Raw genomic sequence first — 16,956 nt, 5'->3', positions numbered from 1 at the left:
AATGGATGCCACCTGTACAATACAGGATAGCATCCATGTGTTCAGCCTAGTTCATAAATATGTGTCCAGGATTCTGGGTACATATCAGATATCGGCGTTTTCTATTCAGATATCAGCAGAGTTTTCTATATATTTTCTATATATTTTCTACATATTCTTCTATATCTAGTTGTTGGCTGCATTGTCCACACCTATTACTACGACAATGTCTGCACCTGAAATGTCGACATCTGAAGCAACAGATGAGTCAATATCTGATCTGTCAGCCGTTGCCGCTCCACCCAGAAGGCTTACAAGTCCGCTCACATCATATGAATCTGATGTGTAGATAACTGTTGTTGACTGATCTCCGTTGTCATATGTTCCTATATCTACTGATGTGTATCCATCCGCTGTGAGTGTTGTCTGCCATGTAGCTGCCACACCTGACACGCCTGATGCGTTGAGCACTACTACTTTTGCATCCTTGCCATTTCCTGCATTTGCATCCTCTGTTGAAGCGTCCTGTGAGCTGTCATCCGCTGATGTGTCTGAGCTGTCTGCAGCATCGCCTGAACCTCCAAATGTAGGATCTGACGGATCTGACTCCTCAGTCACAATGCTTGTCTTATTGCCCGTGTCCGATGCGTCTGATTTCTTGCTCTTGCTGACGGTTCGTGCAAGCAGTACGAGCATGACAACTATAGCCACTGCAAGTATGATAACCGCTGCTCTGAGCATTGTATCTAAGAATAATTTCATTACTTTCTTACCCATTATATAGCCTCCATCTCAATATAAATGTATATTCTCATTTGTTAACAAAAACAACTAGAGTATACCAAAGTGCTTTTTTATTTTCAACATTTAATTCGCATGATATACTAGAATTAAATTTTTGTTCACAAATAGCGGAGGTACAGATTTGAAAACAGCGATAATAATTGGCGCCTCGACAGGCATCGGAAGGGCGACAGCACTGGCGCTTTCAGGCAAATATAACAGCATATCTATCACTTCATTCAAACACAAAGAAGAGCTTCTCTCTCTGAGAGACGAACTTATGGCAAAAGGCTGCATCTGTTACTGTGAGACCGGAGACGCCGGGGATATGGAATTTATGGAGAAGTTTATACAAAATACCATAGATCATCTCGGCAGCGACATCGATCTCCTCATCAACAATGCCGGCATATCTTATGTGGGGCTTATAAACGATATGACCGCACAGGATTTTGACAGAACCATGAAGTCAAATGTGTACTCGGTTTTCAATAGCTGCCGACTCGTGGTTCCTCACATGATCCAGCACCACAAAGGACACATAATCAATATCTCATCCGTGTGGGGAAATGTCGGTGCGTCGTGTGAGGTAGCATATTCAGCCTCCAAGGGTGCTGTAAATTCCTTCTCAAAGGCTCTTGGAAAGGAGCTTGCTCCAAGCGGTATAACCGTCAACGCCATAGCATTTGGCGCAATTGACACCTCCATGAACGGTCATCTGTCACCGGAGGAACGCCAGATGCTGGAGGATGAAATACCTGCAGGAAGAATGGCCAAACCTTCTGAAGCGGCAGATTTCATTGTGCACATTGCCGAGTGTGGAGAATACCTGAATGGTCAGGTGATCACATTTGATGGCGCATGGCAATAGGTGCTTTTCATCAAATTTTACAACAGTATAGGCAATTTCGTCCAAATTTCTATTGCTTAATTGTATATATTGCATTAGAATATTTTATATATGTTATAGAATCGGGGTTATAAAATGGGATTTGGATTTGGGAAAAAGAAGAAAAATATTTCATCGGACACAACTCCCGCCGCCGCAGATATCAAGACTACTCTTGACGAGGACGGCAATGTGGAGATTGTTTCCAAAAACTTCAAGATGAAGCCGACACAAAAGCTGGCGGAGCAACCATCCAGTGAAGGGGACACTTGGATCTGCTGGGGATGCGGACAGCCTACGGATCAGGATATCTGTCCTGTCTGCGGTAAGAAACGCACAAAGTAACAACACACACACACAAGGGGCTGTGAAAAAACTCGATTGAGTTTTTTCGCAGCCCTTTTTTACTTTATTGCAATGCAGTCACTGCGCATCGCTTACATTTATTTTCTCTACACTCTGCTAAAATGTGATTCCAAGAGCATTTATTATGAGTCCCCACGCAAGTCCTGCAGCATACAGCACCACTGCTATCCTTATATTCTCCACAGGTCTATGCCTGTTCATCCTAAAGAGCACCACAAGGCCTACTCCTGCACTCACCAGAAGTCCTGACATCATAGCACCCGCGCTGAGTATTCCCTGAAGATACAGCTCGGTTATTATGACTGATGCCGCACAGTTAGGAATAAGACCCACCAACGCTGCTGCCGCCTCTCCAAGCACAGGCACATCATTGAATATGCGGGCTATGGATTCCTCTCCTACAGCCTCTATGATCACATTTATCACAAGTGAGAATATAAATATAAATATCGCAATCTTTGCAGTGTGCACCAGAGCAGATCTGAATATTCCACCCTCGCAGTCGCAGTGTTCCTGTTCGCACACCTCATGGATATTCTTCTCTCCCAAATGTCCGTGGTCGTGACTGTGCTCATGGACATAGTCATGCACATGTCCCTTTCCTTTCTTCTCAGCAGCATCCTTATACACTATATTCTGTGTATGTACGGAGCTTTCTGCCGCTTTTGCAGTGTCACTGTGCACATGTCCGCCATGGTGTTCGTGTTCATCATGTCCGCCATGTCTGTGGACTGGATCTATCTTCTTTACCTGGACCGGCTTTCTCAGTCTGTCCAGCACAAATCCTACTATATAGCCTGTTATTACGGCTATGACCGCCTTTGTCGCAAGGATCTTCACTATTGTCCCCGCGCTTATCGCGTCATTTGACAGCATGATCGGCAGCATCTCGTCCGAGGTTGACATGAACACGGCTATGAGCACGCCCGCCCCTATCACGCCTCCGCTGTACAGGTTGGATGCCATAAGTGAAAATCCGCACTGTGGCACTATTCCCAGCACTCCGCCAATCAATGGCCCAAGCTTCTCTGCCTTTCCAAGCACATGTGCCTGTCGGCCTGCAGTTTTTCTCTCAAGCCACTCCATGACCACATAGGTGATGAGCAGAAACGGGATGAGCTTCACCGTATCAAACAGTGCATCCTTAAATGAATCTATAAGCAATTCCTTCATATTATAAAACACTCCTTCTCAGATCAGCACTCGTAGATATTGTACCCACAATTGTCCTGACTGAATCCAAAATACTCCTCGTTGGTCATATCCATGAAATAGCTGCATATCACCCTGCATATTCCGTTATGGCAGACAAACAGTACCGACGAATCCGGATAGGTCTCGCGGGTTTCAATTATAAGATCGTACGTTCTCCTGGCAATATCCATCATGGATTCTCCACCAGGATATCTGTATGCGAACATTCTTTTATTGTTCAGGAAATCCCTGTCGTCCCTCTGGACACCCTCATACACACCGTAATCCTGTTCTATAAGCCTTTCATCCGTAAGTACCGGCAAATGCTTTCTCTCCGCCACCGCTCGTGCTGTCTCCTGTGCCCTGGAGAGCGGCGATGCTATTATCACGTCAATAGAGCAGCTATCCAATCTCTCTGCAAGGAGCTGTGCCTGCTGAAGTCCTTTATCTGTAAGAGGGGAATCTGTCCTGCCACAGACCTTATTAAGTCTGTTCCATTCCGTCTCTCCGTGTCTTGCAACATATAACTTCATATGTTTTCTCCTTCCAGTCATATTGAATATCTGCTCTTTCTCCCAACTGTGTATTAACTACAAAAATCTCATGTCTTTATAATATTAAGCATTTTTGCAAATTAATCAACTGTTTTCGGCTATTAAAGCGTCTGGAATTATCTTCTATATGCTCATGCTGTCTGAGCTCGAACTATTGTCTTTGTTCTGTGAACTGCCATTTGCGCTGTCATTCTGCCCATTATCTGAATCACCATCCGGTCTCTGCATATTTCCATCATCTGAATTGCCACCTGGTCTCTGCATATTTCCATCATCTGAGTTGCCGCCTGGTCTCTGCATATTTCCATCATCTGAATTGCCACCTGGTCTCTGCATATTTCCATCATCTGAGTTGCCGCCCGGTCTCTGCATTCCGCCATTATCTAAATTGCCGCCCGGTCTCTGCATTCCGCCTGAGCCCTCGCTGTATGTAATATCATCCAGTGTAAATGTACTGCTCTGGTCACCGACAGTCAAAGTGTAGTTATCCCCCTGTTTCATGTCTGATGTGCTGATAACAACCGAGTTAAATTTCTTATCCACCTTATAGCTGAGCACCTCCTTGCCATCTGAATCAGTAAGTGTGATCGTTTCGCCGGCGTCAACCCACTCATCAAAGTTAACAAGAGCCGAGCACTGTGTGGACTCATCTCCAAATCCCTGAGCCATACCGGAACCACCCACAGCTACGATCTCGCCGCCTGTTATCGCAGCACAGATTCCGTAGTCCATCGCGCCATTGCCATTGTCAGAAGGACCAAGTACATACACGCTGCCTCCTGTAATTCCAATGTAGCCATTGGAATCTATTCCATCACCGTTGGCATTTATATTTATCGTTCCTCCTGTTATAAGAATATATGCATCATTGTCGGCATCCATGTCCACTCCGCCCATACCTGGGCCGCCTCCAAAACCATCATGGTTGTCTCCCGAGCCTGAGCTGCCTCCAGCTGCATTGAAGCCGTCATCACTGGATATCACATCTATATCACCGCCAGTCACAAGGATCTTATCCCCCTCTACCCCCTCACAACTCTTAGATACATCTATATCTCCACCAGTTATTATCAGAAGTCCCTCCGCACGGATCGCGTCATCGCCAACCGATATGTTGATATCTCCGCCTTCTATATATACATATCCATCCTGCTGGTCGTCATTTCCCGCATGTATACCATCCTCATCACAACTCAGGTTAAATGTTCCATCCGCAATTCTCACGCTATCCTTGCCGTTCAGGCAGTGATCCTGACTGTATATGGTATAAGTGCCGCCTGTAACCACCAGGTCATCCTTGGACACGATTCCATGTCCCGTGTTATCCTTGACCGTCAGGCTTCCAGTGCCATTAAGTGTGAGATCACATTTGGCAAATATCACAGCGTCCACATTATTGTCATCCGTCTGGACGTAGTCTCCGGATACCGTAAGACTGTTCCCTGCCCCTTCCGCCAACGTAACAAATACCTTGTCAGCGTTCTTTGCATATATAGCCGCATAGTCCGCAGCCGTGATCGATACTCCGTCAAGTACAAGTTGAACCTTATCGTCATCGCCCGCATCCACCACGATGGTGCCGTCTGTGAATGTCCCTGACAGAACGTATACACCGGCCGCTTTGATCGTCACCACTCCATCCTCGATCTGAACATTTGAACTATTACATGCGGCTGTCTTTCCCGATAATGTTATCTTTACAGCATCGCTCTCATCATAGTTTCCCGCCAGATCCCACTTCGTGAACATATCTGTTATATCTATAGCCGCATCGCTCATGGCTTCATCTATAGCCGCCTGCATTTCCTCCACAGTCATCTCTGTCTTTACACTGGTATTCTCTGCATCCGCACTGCCATTTGGGCTTTCTTTATCAGCGTCCGTCTCTGTGCTCACATCACTTGTCACCTCAGTATCAGAAGTCGAGCTTGTGCTCTGGCTGGTTGAACATCCGACAAGCATTGCCATGCACATGGCCGCTGTCAACCCTATAGCCAGACATTTGCGGATTTCCGCTCTATGTCTCATATATTTATTCTTCCTCATACGATCATCTCCTTACTAAGTATCTGCCTTATCAACTGACTTCTACAATGTCATGTCCCCCGAATCCACCTGTGCCAGCATGATCTCAAGGTTGCCATTTCTCACTCTGAGCTTATCTATCATATCCTTCTGATTTGTGTGCTTCTTAAGCTTCACCACATATGTAAGCTTGAACAGGCTTCCCATGTTGGTCGTCTTCACATTTATCAGTCTGTAACTGTCTGTACAGTCGGCAAGTATCTCATCAAATGCCTCTGTATAGTCGAGATTTTCAGGCACGGTGATCTTCAGGGCTCTCTCTTCATCCCTTCCGCCGCCAAATCCAGTAAGGCTGCAAATGAACATCGCTCCGCCTAGTATGGCGGCAAATAATACTGCATATCCTATAAATCCCATTCCGGTCACAAGTCCTGCTCCCATCGCAAGGAATATGGCGCATATCTCCTTTGCCGAACCTGGAACCGATCTGAACCTTACAAGGCTGAATGCACCTGCCACAGCAACACCCGCGCCAACATTGCCATTTACCATCATGATCACCACGCACACAACCGCAGGTATAAGTGCCAATGTCACCAAAAAGCTCTGTGTATATTTACTCCTAAACGCGTACACCCCTGCAAGGAATACGCCTATCACAAGAGATACCGCTATGCAGATCAGAAACTCCTGCACCGTTATCGTTGTCGCCGTTCCAAATATACTGTCAAATAATCCTGTCATCTTCTATCTCCTCCTGTCTATGTTTGCCACTTTATCATTTAAATAATTCGTCTTTTTTAGTTTCTGGCTTTAAATGTATATGATCCACTTATGTCAGCCTACCATCTGTTTATACGCCTCTCCATACTTTGAAAATGACGTCTTGTATGCTCCATACTTTGTCAGCAGATGTGACAGCCACAGCGGGAACCCACCTGCCATCTTGATCTCCATCAACACCTTATATTCTGGTATGACCTTGTGCCCATATGGTTCTTTCTGAAGTGTCAGATCATCATTCTGCCACAGTATATTGTAATCAAACGTGATCCTGAGCTCCGGATCATCTATCCCTTTGTAGGAATCTCTCTCATACGAGAGAACCACCGCAGGCTCCAGATCTTTGTATACCTGCATGAAATAATCGATCTCTCTGCCGATCTGACAATCCTTGTGCAGCGGCTGGCCGCCCACCAGATAATCCATGGCCTCCTGTTCAGGCACCTCCAGCCTTCTTTTGTACACAACAGATTTGTATTTCTTCTTGAGCTCAATAAAAACCTCTGAATCGTCATCCGGGACTCCATAGCTTCTGAGCCTGAGCTTTTCTTTGTAAACCGGCTTTTCTATGGAGTCTCTGATGAGCCTGTGGGAAGGAGTGTCGAAATATATGTTAATGATCTGGCTATGTGCAAACCTGTCCGGTTGCATATACCTTATCATTTCGCTCATTATCTGCTCGTACTGTTCTCTATCTAACATGTACTTAAGTTCATATCTTTTAAACGTGTTGTCTGCCATAAGCATCATCCTTTCTTGTCTTATCTCCTCTTGATGATGCTATAATAGCCTGTAAAACTTAAACGAACTTTAAATATAAAAAATTGTCTTCGGTGACTCCTGTTGGTGTGTATTCTCTACGTTGTATATCCAATCGGTAGTGCCGGCGACCGAACTTTGACGCTTCTGTGCCGCCGCAGAGAGTTAGGCGCCCTTATCGTGCTTGGCGCGGCGTGCACGATGGAAGCAAAGTCAAAGTGAGGGTAGACAAACGTGATTGGATATACAACATAGAGATTACACCAACAGGAGTCACCGAAGACAGCCGCAACGCAAAAACGCCCATCTGCGGATCACTCCACAGATGGACGTCTATAGTCTTATATTATAATCTTATGTCTAGTTGATTTGAAGATGTGGCTCTCGCCAAATGCTTATGATTAGCAAACACCCTGAGCAAGCATAGCGTCAACAACCTTCTCGAAGCCGGCAATGTTAGCACCTGCAACATAGTCTGTGTTTCCGCCAACTGTCATGTTGTATCTCTTTGCTGCATCTGAGATGTTAGCGTAGATTGTCTCCATGATTCCCTTGAGCTTGCCATCAACTTCCTCGAATGTCCATGAAAGTCTCTCGCTGTTCTGGCTCATCTCAAGAGCTGATGTAGCAACACCACCTGCATTTGCAGCCTTACCACCAACGAAGAGAACACCATTCTCCTGAAGGTACTTAGTAGCCTCAAGAGTTGTAGGCATGTTAGCGCCCTCTGTTACTGAGATAACGCCGTTTGCAACAAGCATCTTAGCATCGTCAAGGTTAAGCTCGTTCTGTGTAGCACATGGAAGAGCAAGGTCACACTTGATTGACCATACGCCGTGATCATTTGCATCCTTCTTTACATGGTACTCAGCTGATGGTCTAGCAGCAGCATAAGCATCAAGACGTGCTCTCTTAACTTCCTTAACTTCCTTAAGAAGTGCAACATCGATTCCTTCTGGATCGTAGATCCAACCTGTAGAATCTGAACATGTAACACACTTAGCACCTAACTGATGTGCCTTCTGGATTGCGTAGATTGCAACATTACCAGCACCTGATACTGCACAAGTCTTGCCTGCGATATCAATGTCATGATCCTTTAACAGTGCGTTTGTAAGGTAAAGCAGTCCGTAACCAGTAGCCTCTGTACGAGCAAGTGATCCACCATATGTAAGTCCCTTACCTGTAAGAACTCCCTCGTATGATCCACGGATTCTCTTGAACTGACCGAACATGAAACCGATCTCTCTAGCACCTGTTCCGATATCTCCAGCTGGAACATCGACATCAGCACCGATATACTTACAAAGCTCTGTCATGAAGCTCTGGCAGAATGCCATGATCTCTCTGTCTGACTTACCCTTAGGGTCGAAGTCTGAACCACCCTTACCACCACCGATTGGAAGTGTTGTAAGTGAGTTCTTGAAAACCTGCTCGAAACCAAGGAACTTAATGATACCAAGGTTTACTGATGGGTGAAGTCTGAGACCTCCCTTGTATGGTCCAATGGCATTGTTGAACTGTACACGGAAACCTCTGTTGACCTGTACCTGTCCGTTGTCATCTACCCATGGTACTCTGAACATGAGCTGTCTATCTGGCTCTGTGATTCTCTCGAGGATAGCATTCTTTCTGTAAAGCTCCTCATTTGCCTCGATGCAAGGTCTGAGTGAATCAAGAACCTCTGTTACTGCCTGTAAGAACTCAGGCTGATCTGCATTCTTCTTCTGTACTATCTCGAGTACTTCATCAACATATGACATAGTAAAAATCCTCCTAAACTGATTATATATCGTGACCTGTTAATTATTTTCTGACCACGCTCCCTATTATAGTATAGGAAATTAAGATTGTAAAGAAAAAACTTGTGAAATCTAAGTATTTTTTTGTTTTTGCTTAATTTTCCCCTGTTTTTATCAATTAAGCTTATTATTTATAAACATTCTTCTTGTTTTGGGGTATTTCCCGCTGAGTTAAACGTCTAAAGTCTTTTCGACACAGTTTTCACTTTTTACTTCTTCTCCTCATCGTGGTGAAGATCATTCTTCCAGTATCTGCATCTGTGCTTTACATTTGTGGAGAATACGATCTGAGTCTTTGTCTTGCCAAATCTCTGAAGTTCACCAACAAAATGATCGAGATCTGCTGTTGTCTTGAAACGTACCTCAATGAGCATTGAGTAATCTCCTGTCACACAGTTGCACTCCACAACATTTAACACGCTGTCTATATATGGATAGAACTCAGCCTTCTGCTCAGGTGAAACCTCCAGATTGATAAATGCCTTGATATAATGACCCATAGCCTCCGGGTTGAGCTTGGTCGTAAATCCCTCAAGCACGCCCTCGGCAAGCATCCTGTCTATTCTTGTTCCAACTGCTGTAGGTGACATGGACACCTCAGCGCCTATATCCTTAAGTGATACACGTGCATTGTCCTGAAGCATGGCAAGTATCTTCTCATCCACCTCATCCAGTCTGTAGTATATCAGTTCTTTCTTTTCCATAAGATGTCTTCTCCTTCTCACTTTCTAAGGCAATTACAATATTATCCTACATAACCGCAATTGTCCTTTTCCCTATTCAAGCACCTTATCTCGTGGTGCAACTTGTGTTTCACAATCATATTAGCATATTTACTTAAGATTATAAATGTGTAGTGTCATTATATACCCTGCTCTGCGCAAATTACAACCTGATTTTTATGTATATTTACCGTTATACCCAACCTGGATTTTTACCCATAAGTTTTCGTCATTTTACGATATAATTATCCTCAAGCCAGTGCGCCACCCCATCCTCATCATTTGATGATATAACCGATGTGGCATACCTTTTTAGCTGTTCATCAGCATTTTGCACTGCGTAGCTTTCGTCAGCAAGTTCAAACATATCTATATCATTCCTGCCATCTCCAAAGGCAACCACCCTGTCGCATTCCAGAAGTTCCTGCAACTGTTTTATTGCATTTGCCTTAGATGCTGCAAACGGCATGATCTCCAGCCATTGTTCATCTGTATAAATGTCTTTCTGATATACACAGTGAAATTTATCCTTATACTTATCGTACAACGGTTTTAATTTTTCCGGACTGTCAATGCAGGTTATGTAGAAAATATCTCCCACTTTCAAGTTCTCTGCTGACTTTACGATATTTGTCCTGACATCCCCCTGCCTGCTGAGCAGGAATTTCTTCATACCATCTGTGCACAGCTCCGGAACATACGAAAATTTCTCCTTGCCATCTATCCGCGCATACACTATCGGAAATATCTGATTACCGAACAGATCGTCAAGCACTGATCCTACCGATTCATCAAAGTAATTTGCAGCAAGGACTTCACCGGTAACATTGTCTACGATAAACGCCCCATTGTATACGATCAGTGGAATTTCTGCCCGCAGTCCGCTTGTCACCTTCTTAGCTGTGATAAGGGAGCGCGCCGTGGCATAAGAGAATATCATTCCTCTATCTGTCAGATTATTGATTACACTGTTTGTATACTCGGATGTGGTCTCATCGCTGCGAAGAAGCGTACCGTCCAGATCTGATACATATAAAGTTTTCATGTTGTCACCCACCTATCACAATTTTTCTGCAATACTTACTATATTTCTACAACTCACACATTTTCATACAACGTGCATTATTTCTTATAATGCTTTCGTTTTCCCACAATTCACTCGATTTCCTACTACCCACTAGATTTTCAATTTTCTACTACATACTAGTTTCCATAACACTCTATCTTCTGTACAGGATTTCCACATCGCCGTCCACGAATCCAGCGGCAACAGCCTCGTACTTCTTAAGTTTCTCAGCATATTTTCCTTCTGTGAGATACTTTCTGATCATCTCACAGGAAATATCAAGTATCTTCTCCCAGCCTACACCCTGCTGCCATTCGTACAGATCTTCCCCTGTCGTGAACTCCTCGTAACAATTCCAGTCCTCGTCCTCCTCGTCAAAATAAGTTGAACTTATCAACTGGATCGACCAATGCAAGTCCACCTCTTCATATATATTGAAGTTGATCGCCACCCCCGGCAGCGGCATATTCTCGTCCAATATCCGGTCTAACCATTTTGCAAATTCATCGTACATATCGTTTCCCCCTGTTCGTCACGTTTTTTCCTACAAGTCTTTACTGTTATTTCTATGTTCAACCTTCTAATCCTTCTCATATATAAATATCGTATCTCCTATGGTGCATTTCAGATATTTTCCATCTATCGTGCCCGTTGAAAAGCTAAGAGTATCCGTCATCTTAAAGTTGTACTGATTATCCCCCGTCTGTTCCACCTGCAGATTGATAGTCTTATCCCCCATCGCCTTACCGGAATAGTAAAATGTTGCAGTATCACCACTTATTTCATAGATCTCTTTTGTGTCCTCACCCTTGACCTTATACGTCTTGCCATCTGATGTCTCACTTTTTACAAGCACCCATTTTCCATCCAGCGTCTCAGTCTTACCACACGCTGTAAACGCAAACACACATACCACTACCAGTATCACTGATATCATTTTCTTTATATTCCCCAATTTATTTCCTCCCTTTTGAATATCTGTCATCTAAGTTATTTTATCAAAAAAGGCTGATGTAAAGTATTCCCTATACACATCAGCCTCGTTTTATGACTCTATATGATTATTACTTGTTGTTCTTGATGTACTCATCAATTCCCTTTGCACCAGCTCTGCCAGCTTCCATTGCAAGGATAACTGTTGCAGCACCTGTTACGGCATCACCACCGGCATATACGCCTTCCTTGGTCGTCTGTCCGTTTGACTCTTCTGCAACGATACACTTCCACTTGTTTGTCTCAAGTCCCTCTGTTGTCGATGAGATAAGTGGGTTTGGTGAAGTTCCAAGTGACATGATGACTGTGTCAACGTCCATTGTGAACTCTGAATCAGGAATCTCAACAGGTCTTCTTCTGCCTGATGCATCAGGCTCGCCGAGCTCCATCTTCACACACTTCATACCGCATACCCAGCCGTTCTCATCCTCAAGGATCTCTGTTGGGTTTGTGAGGAGATCAAATATGATTCCCTCTTCCTTAGCGTGGTGAACTTCCTCAACTCTGGCTGGGAGCTCCTCCTCTGAACGTCTGTATACGATATGTGTCTCAGCGCCAAGTCTGAGTGCTGTTCTTGCTGCATCCATAGCAACATTTCCACCGCCGACTACGGCAACCTTCTTGCCTCTCATGATAGGTGTATTTGAATTCTCGTCAAATGCCTTCATAAGGTTGCTTCTTGTGAGGTACTCATTTGCGGAGAATACGCCGTTGGCATTCTCACCCGGGATACCCATGAACTTAGGAAGTCCTGCGCCTGATCCGATGAACACTGCGTCAAAGCCCTCATCCTCAAGGAGTGAGTCGATGGTAACTGACTTTCCTACTACTACATTTGTCTCTATCTTGACACCAAGTGACTTGATGTTCTCGATCTCCTTGGCAACTACCTTCTCCTTTGGAAGACGGAACTCTGGGATTCCGTATACGAGAACTCCGCCTGGCTGGTGAAGTGCCTCGAATATAGTTACATCGTAACCCATCTTTGCAAGATCTCCGGCTGCTGTCACACCTGAAGGGCCTGATCCGATGACTGCCACCTTGTGACCGTTCATCTCCTTTGCTGGCTCTGGCTTGATTCCGTTCTCACGAGCCCAGTCAGCAACAAATCTCTCAAGCTTACCGATGGATATCGCCTCGCCCTTGATTCCTCTGATACACTTCTGCTCACACTGTGTCTCCTGTGGGCATACACGTCCACATACAGCAGGAAGTGCTGATGACTCGCTGATGATCTTGAACGCCTCAGCGAAGTTGCCCTCCTTGACCTGAGCTATAAATCCAGGGATATTGATAGATACAGGACAGCCATTCATGCATGGAGCATTCTTGCATCCTATACATCTTGAAGCCTCAGCCATAGCCTCCTCTTCATTATATCCGTAACAAACCTCTTCAAAATTCTTTGCACGTACCTGTGGCTCCTGCTCGCGAACCGGCACTCTCTTCCAAACATCTACTTCTATAGCCATTACTTGTCACCTCCACAGTTTCCACATCCGCCATGATGTGTATCGCCCTCTTTTGCTGCAAGGAATGCTCTGCCCTCTACAGTCTTGTAGAGCTGCTGACGCTGCATAGCCTCCTCAAAGTTCACCTTGTGTCCGTCGAACTCTGGTCCGTCTACACATGCGAACTTGACCTCTCCACCTACTGTTACACGGCAGGCACCACACATACCTGTTCCGTCTACCATGATAGGGTTAAGGCTGACAACTGTAGGAATCTCAAGCTCCTTCGTGAGCTTACATACAAACTTCATCATGATCATAGGTCCGATAGCAACACATACATCATACTTGTTGCCAGCGTCTACAAGCTTCTGGATCTCATTGGTAACGACACCCTTGCTTCCATATGAACCGTCATCTGTTGTGATATACAAGTTGCCGGCTACCTTCTTCATCTTGTCCTCAAGAATGATGAGTGACTTGTTTCTTCCTCCGACGATGACATCAGCATCGATGCCCTGCTCGTGGAGCCACTTTACCTGTGGGTATACAGGCGCTGTTCCAACACCACCTGCAACGAAGAGAATCTTCTTTTTCTTGAGTTCTTCTATATCCTCCTTGCAGAACTCCGATGGACATCCAAGTGGTCCAACGAAATCCGCAAATGAATCTCCTGCCTTCTTATTCTTCATCATCTCTGTAGCAGCTCCAACTACCTGGAATACTATAGTGATGATTCCGTCCTCTCTTGAGTAATCGCAGATAGTGAGAGGGATTCTCTCTCCATCCTCTGAACCTCTGACAATTACAAACTGTCCCGGAAGACATTTATTTGCAACTCGTGGTGCAACCACGTCCATGAGGTATATGGTCTCTGTCAACTGTTCAACCTTAGTAATCTTATACACTCTGTGCTCCGTCCTTTCCGACAGCCAAATTCTGACTGTTATGATCATTTTATTCTGTAAATGGGTGCAAACGCCCCTATTTATACACGTACGTACTTAATTTAGCAAAAAATATCAACAAAATCAAGGTATATGTAAAAATAGCACTGTTCTAAAAATGATCCTCAGGTGCAAAAAATCCCGCCAAAAGAGAAAATTTTCTCTCTGGCAGGGACTATTATATCTTACTTTATATTACTGTCTCTTCCTCTTCGCCTTGGCCTTGAGCGCTTCCTCTTTCCGTCTCTCGTTCTCCTGAATTATAAGCTTCCTCATTCCCTCCAGCTTTTTCTGGTTCAGCCTTATCTGCTCAAGCTCGCTCTCCGCTGCCTGCTGTGCCTCTTTGCTCTGGAAGGTGACAAACTTGTCAAATGCTCCCGGATAGGCAAATGTCTTTTCTACATTATTATAAGAAAATACAATTCTTATATGGCTTCCATCACATTCCATCACACTGCCTTCACCAAACTTCACATGGTTTACTTTTTCATTCTCAAACATTATTACATCCTCCTATCCATATTATTTCCATCTACAATACTGTTAAAACAAACTCACTAAAATTACGATATGATGCACCTGTCTGTTTCGATCTGCAAGGCTGACTCTGTTCACTATGTGTTCTTCCTGCTACTAATTATACTGTAACAAAAAAATCGGCACTTTTTCCAGTTAAAAATGCCGACTTTTTTTATTTTCGTGAAAATAGTCACTACGAGTCATGGTTTTTGTTCATTATTGATTTCTCAAACACATGAACCATACAAAAATGTACTCATATTTTTACCAAGCCATATTGTGCACTTTTATCTATCTTGCATTTGCTTTGAGAAGTTCCGCAACCTCCGTCTCTGTTGCAAGTGAGAGTGCCTTTGCTGCCAACTCATCTGCTTCAGCCTTCGACCACTTGGCTATCGTTCCTCTTGTCGCAAGGACTGAAGTGGCACTGACTGAAAACTCTCCCAGTCCAAATGATATGAGGAGAGGTATGAGCAACGGATCTGCTGCCGCCTCACCGCACATGCCTACCATGATGCCCGCTGCATTTGCCGCCTCGATGATATTCTTCATGGAGCGGAGAACTGCAGGATTGTAGGACGAGTACAGATACGCAACCTTTGCATTGCCTCTGTCGACCGCCATGGTGTACTGTGTCAGGTCATTTGTGCCTATACTGAAGAAGTCTGCCTCCTTTGCGAGCAGGTCTGCTATGAGACTTGCCGCAGGCGTTTCTATCATTGCACCGACCTGGATATCCTTATTGTATGCTATATTCTCTGCATCAAGCTCAGCCATGAGCTCCTTAACAAGAGCCTTCACGCTTCTGATCTCATCAACACATGTGACAAGCGGTACCATAATCTTGATATCGCCAAATGCACTTGCGCGGAGAAGTGCCCTCAGCTGTACTCTGTATGAATCTTTATTCTGCAGACAATATCTCACTGCTCTGAAACCTAAGAACGGATTGTCCTCTTTCTCAAGTCCAAGGTATGGGATATCCTTGTCACCACCCACATCAAGGGTTCTGATGATGACTTCTCTGCCCTCCATGGTCTCGGCAGCCGCCTTGTACGCCTGGAACTGCTCTTCCTCAGATGGGAGCTCCGATGCGCCCATGAACAGGAACTCTGTTCTGAAAAGGCCAACGCCCTCTCCATCACATGCAGCAACCTGCTTTGCATCCTCCGGATTACCGATATTGCCATACAAATGTACCTTTGCGCCATCAGCTGTGACTGTGTCTTTGCCTCTATATACCTCAAGAAGAGCCTTGTCGCTAAGATACTTCTCTCTCTTTGCCTGATATTCTTCTATCTCTTCCGGGGACGGATCAAGTATGCAGATTCCATCGCATCCGTCAACTACTGCTGTCATTCCATCTGAAACCATGTCAACTATTCCATCCACGCTGAGTACCGCCGGTATCTCAAGTGCTCTCGCAAGAATAGCTGAGTGGGATGTCTTGCCGCCAACCGCAGTGATGATTCCTGCCACATTCTCCTTGACGATTCCTGCTGTCATGGATGGGGTGAGATCCTCAGCCACAAGGATAGTTCCAGCTGGAACCTCTGATATGTTCACATCAGGTGTACCTGTGAGTATCTTGAGCATTCTCACCTTGATGTCGCCAATATCGGTTGCTCTCTGTCTTGTGAGCTCATCATCTGCCATCTGGAACATTCCGGCAAACATATCACATGTACTCTCAAATGCAGCCTCTGCACAGGTTCCGCTCATAATCGCGCCCTTTGTGATCTCATCCATCCCCGGATCTGTGAGGAGCAGTATGTGTCCCTCAAGGATCTCCGCATTGTGCTCTCCGACACTCTCCTTCATGGCCTCTGCCATGGCATGTGTCTTCTCTGTAAATGCTGCAACTGCATCGTCATATCTCTTAATCTCTGCATCTGTATCTGTGATTGTTCTGTTCTCATATTCCGGCTTTGCGTCAGATATGATCACAACCTTTCCAACGCCGTAGCCGGCTGAACCCGCGATTCCTTTATTCATAAGAAAACCTCCAATTATTCTCTATACAACAAATGGTACTCAATCTGAGTACCATTTGTCCGTAACATTTACTGAAGTCTGATATCAGATTTCACTTATCATTTCCCTGCTGCGACGTCAGAACATCTA

Annotated in this window: 17 protein-coding genes; 2 read left to right on the top strand and 15 right to left on the bottom strand. The window is 44.9% G+C overall.

Annotation, left to right across the window (positions count from 1 at the left end; genetic code table 11):
• Window positions 1-165: 165 nt before the first annotated feature.
• The gene (locus ARA78_RS12660) at window positions 166-756 is read right to left on the bottom strand and encodes a LytR C-terminal domain-containing protein (RefSeq protein WP_015533996.1); all 591 of its coding nucleotides are present in this window, start codon (window positions 754-756) and stop codon (window positions 166-168) included.
• 148 nt (window positions 757-904) lie between these two features.
• Here ARA78_RS12660 and ARA78_RS12655 point away from each other — a divergent pair, with 148 nt between their 5' ends.
• Together ARA78_RS12655 and ARA78_RS12650 are read left to right on the top strand one after the other, a co-directional pair.
• Complete coding sequence (locus tag ARA78_RS12655; RefSeq protein WP_055280639.1) at window positions 905-1,633, top strand: SDR family NAD(P)-dependent oxidoreductase; 729 nt, start codon at window positions 905-907, stop codon at window positions 1,631-1,633.
• A 114-nt stretch (window positions 1,634-1,747) separates the two neighbouring features.
• Complete coding sequence (locus tag ARA78_RS12650) at window positions 1,748-1,996, top strand: hypothetical protein (protein ID WP_015533997.1); 249 nt, start codon at window positions 1,748-1,750, stop codon at window positions 1,994-1,996.
• Window positions 1,997-2,113: 117 nt separating this feature from the next.
• Here the strand turns inward: ARA78_RS12650 and ARA78_RS12645 are convergent, their stop codons facing one another.
• The 14 genes from ARA78_RS12645 to ptsP form a co-directional block, all read right to left on the bottom strand.
• Window positions 2,114-3,190: a putative manganese transporter gene (locus ARA78_RS12645; protein ID WP_055280638.1), complete on the bottom strand. Its 1,077-nt coding sequence runs from the start codon at window positions 3,188-3,190 to the stop codon at window positions 2,114-2,116.
• A gap of 23 nt (window positions 3,191-3,213) precedes the next feature.
• Entirely contained in the window at window positions 3,214-3,744 is a 531-nt protein-coding gene (locus ARA78_RS12640; RefSeq protein WP_022216900.1) for a histidine phosphatase family protein, read from the bottom strand.
• Between the two features lie 144 nt (window positions 3,745-3,888).
• Window positions 3,889-5,811, bottom strand: a complete 1,923-nt coding sequence (locus tag ARA78_RS12635) for a carbohydrate-binding domain-containing protein (protein ID WP_055280637.1) — start codon at window positions 5,809-5,811, stop codon at window positions 3,889-3,891.
• Window positions 5,812-5,853: 42 nt separating this feature from the next.
• A complete protein-coding gene (locus ARA78_RS12630; protein WP_055224592.1) occupies window positions 5,854-6,534 on the bottom strand; it encodes a DUF4956 domain-containing protein in 681 nt (226 codons plus the stop codon).
• Window positions 6,535-6,627: 93 nt separating this feature from the next.
• Entirely contained in the window at window positions 6,628-7,314 is a 687-nt protein-coding gene (locus ARA78_RS12625; protein WP_055280641.1) for a polyphosphate polymerase domain-containing protein, read from the bottom strand.
• 419 nt (window positions 7,315-7,733) lie between these two features.
• Window positions 7,734-9,095 carry an NADP-specific glutamate dehydrogenase gene (gdhA, locus tag ARA78_RS12620; RefSeq protein WP_055147175.1) on the bottom strand — a complete coding sequence of 454 codons (1,362 nt, stop codon included), beginning with the start codon at window positions 9,093-9,095 and terminating at the stop codon, window positions 7,734-7,736.
• Window positions 9,096-9,343: 248 nt separating this feature from the next.
• Entirely contained in the window at window positions 9,344-9,838 is a 495-nt protein-coding gene (locus ARA78_RS12615) for an Lrp/AsnC family transcriptional regulator (protein ID WP_015534003.1), read from the bottom strand.
• A gap of 247 nt (window positions 9,839-10,085) precedes the next feature.
• Window positions 10,086-10,901: a Cof-type HAD-IIB family hydrolase gene (locus ARA78_RS12610; RefSeq protein WP_055147172.1), complete on the bottom strand. Its 816-nt coding sequence runs from the start codon at window positions 10,899-10,901 to the stop codon at window positions 10,086-10,088.
• Between the two features lie 175 nt (window positions 10,902-11,076).
• Complete coding sequence (locus tag ARA78_RS12605; RefSeq protein ID WP_004851321.1) at window positions 11,077-11,436, bottom strand: hypothetical protein; 360 nt, start codon at window positions 11,434-11,436, stop codon at window positions 11,077-11,079.
• Between the two features lie 66 nt (window positions 11,437-11,502).
• On the bottom strand, window positions 11,503-11,877 hold the full coding sequence (locus ARA78_RS12600; RefSeq protein ID WP_055147169.1) for a hypothetical protein: 375 nt from the start codon (window positions 11,875-11,877) through the stop codon (window positions 11,503-11,505).
• Window positions 11,878-11,986: 109 nt separating this feature from the next.
• Window positions 11,987-13,387, bottom strand: a complete 1,401-nt coding sequence (gene gltA / locus ARA78_RS12595; protein WP_015534005.1) for an NADPH-dependent glutamate synthase — start codon at window positions 13,385-13,387, stop codon at window positions 11,987-11,989.
• A complete protein-coding gene (locus tag ARA78_RS12590) occupies window positions 13,387-14,274 on the bottom strand; it encodes a sulfide/dihydroorotate dehydrogenase-like FAD/NAD-binding protein (RefSeq protein ID WP_055280640.1) in 888 nt (295 codons plus the stop codon). The genes gltA and ARA78_RS12590 overlap by 1 nt, the downstream gene beginning before the upstream one ends.
• Window positions 14,275-14,508: 234 nt before the next feature.
• On the bottom strand, window positions 14,509-14,814 hold the full coding sequence (locus ARA78_RS12585; RefSeq protein ID WP_055280636.1) for a hypothetical protein: 306 nt from the start codon (window positions 14,812-14,814) through the stop codon (window positions 14,509-14,511).
• A 309-nt stretch (window positions 14,815-15,123) separates the two neighbouring features.
• On the bottom strand, window positions 15,124-16,827 hold the full coding sequence (gene ptsP, locus ARA78_RS12580) for a phosphoenolpyruvate--protein phosphotransferase (RefSeq protein WP_055280635.1): 1,704 nt from the start codon (window positions 16,825-16,827) through the stop codon (window positions 15,124-15,126).
• Window positions 16,828-16,956 lie beyond the last annotated feature (129 nt).

It is taken from the genome of Coprococcus eutactus, assembly GCF_001404675.1.
GTDB lineage: Bacteria > Bacillota > Clostridia > Lachnospirales > Lachnospiraceae > Coprococcus > Coprococcus aceti.
This window is presented reverse-complemented; position numbering and strand designations above follow the sequence as displayed.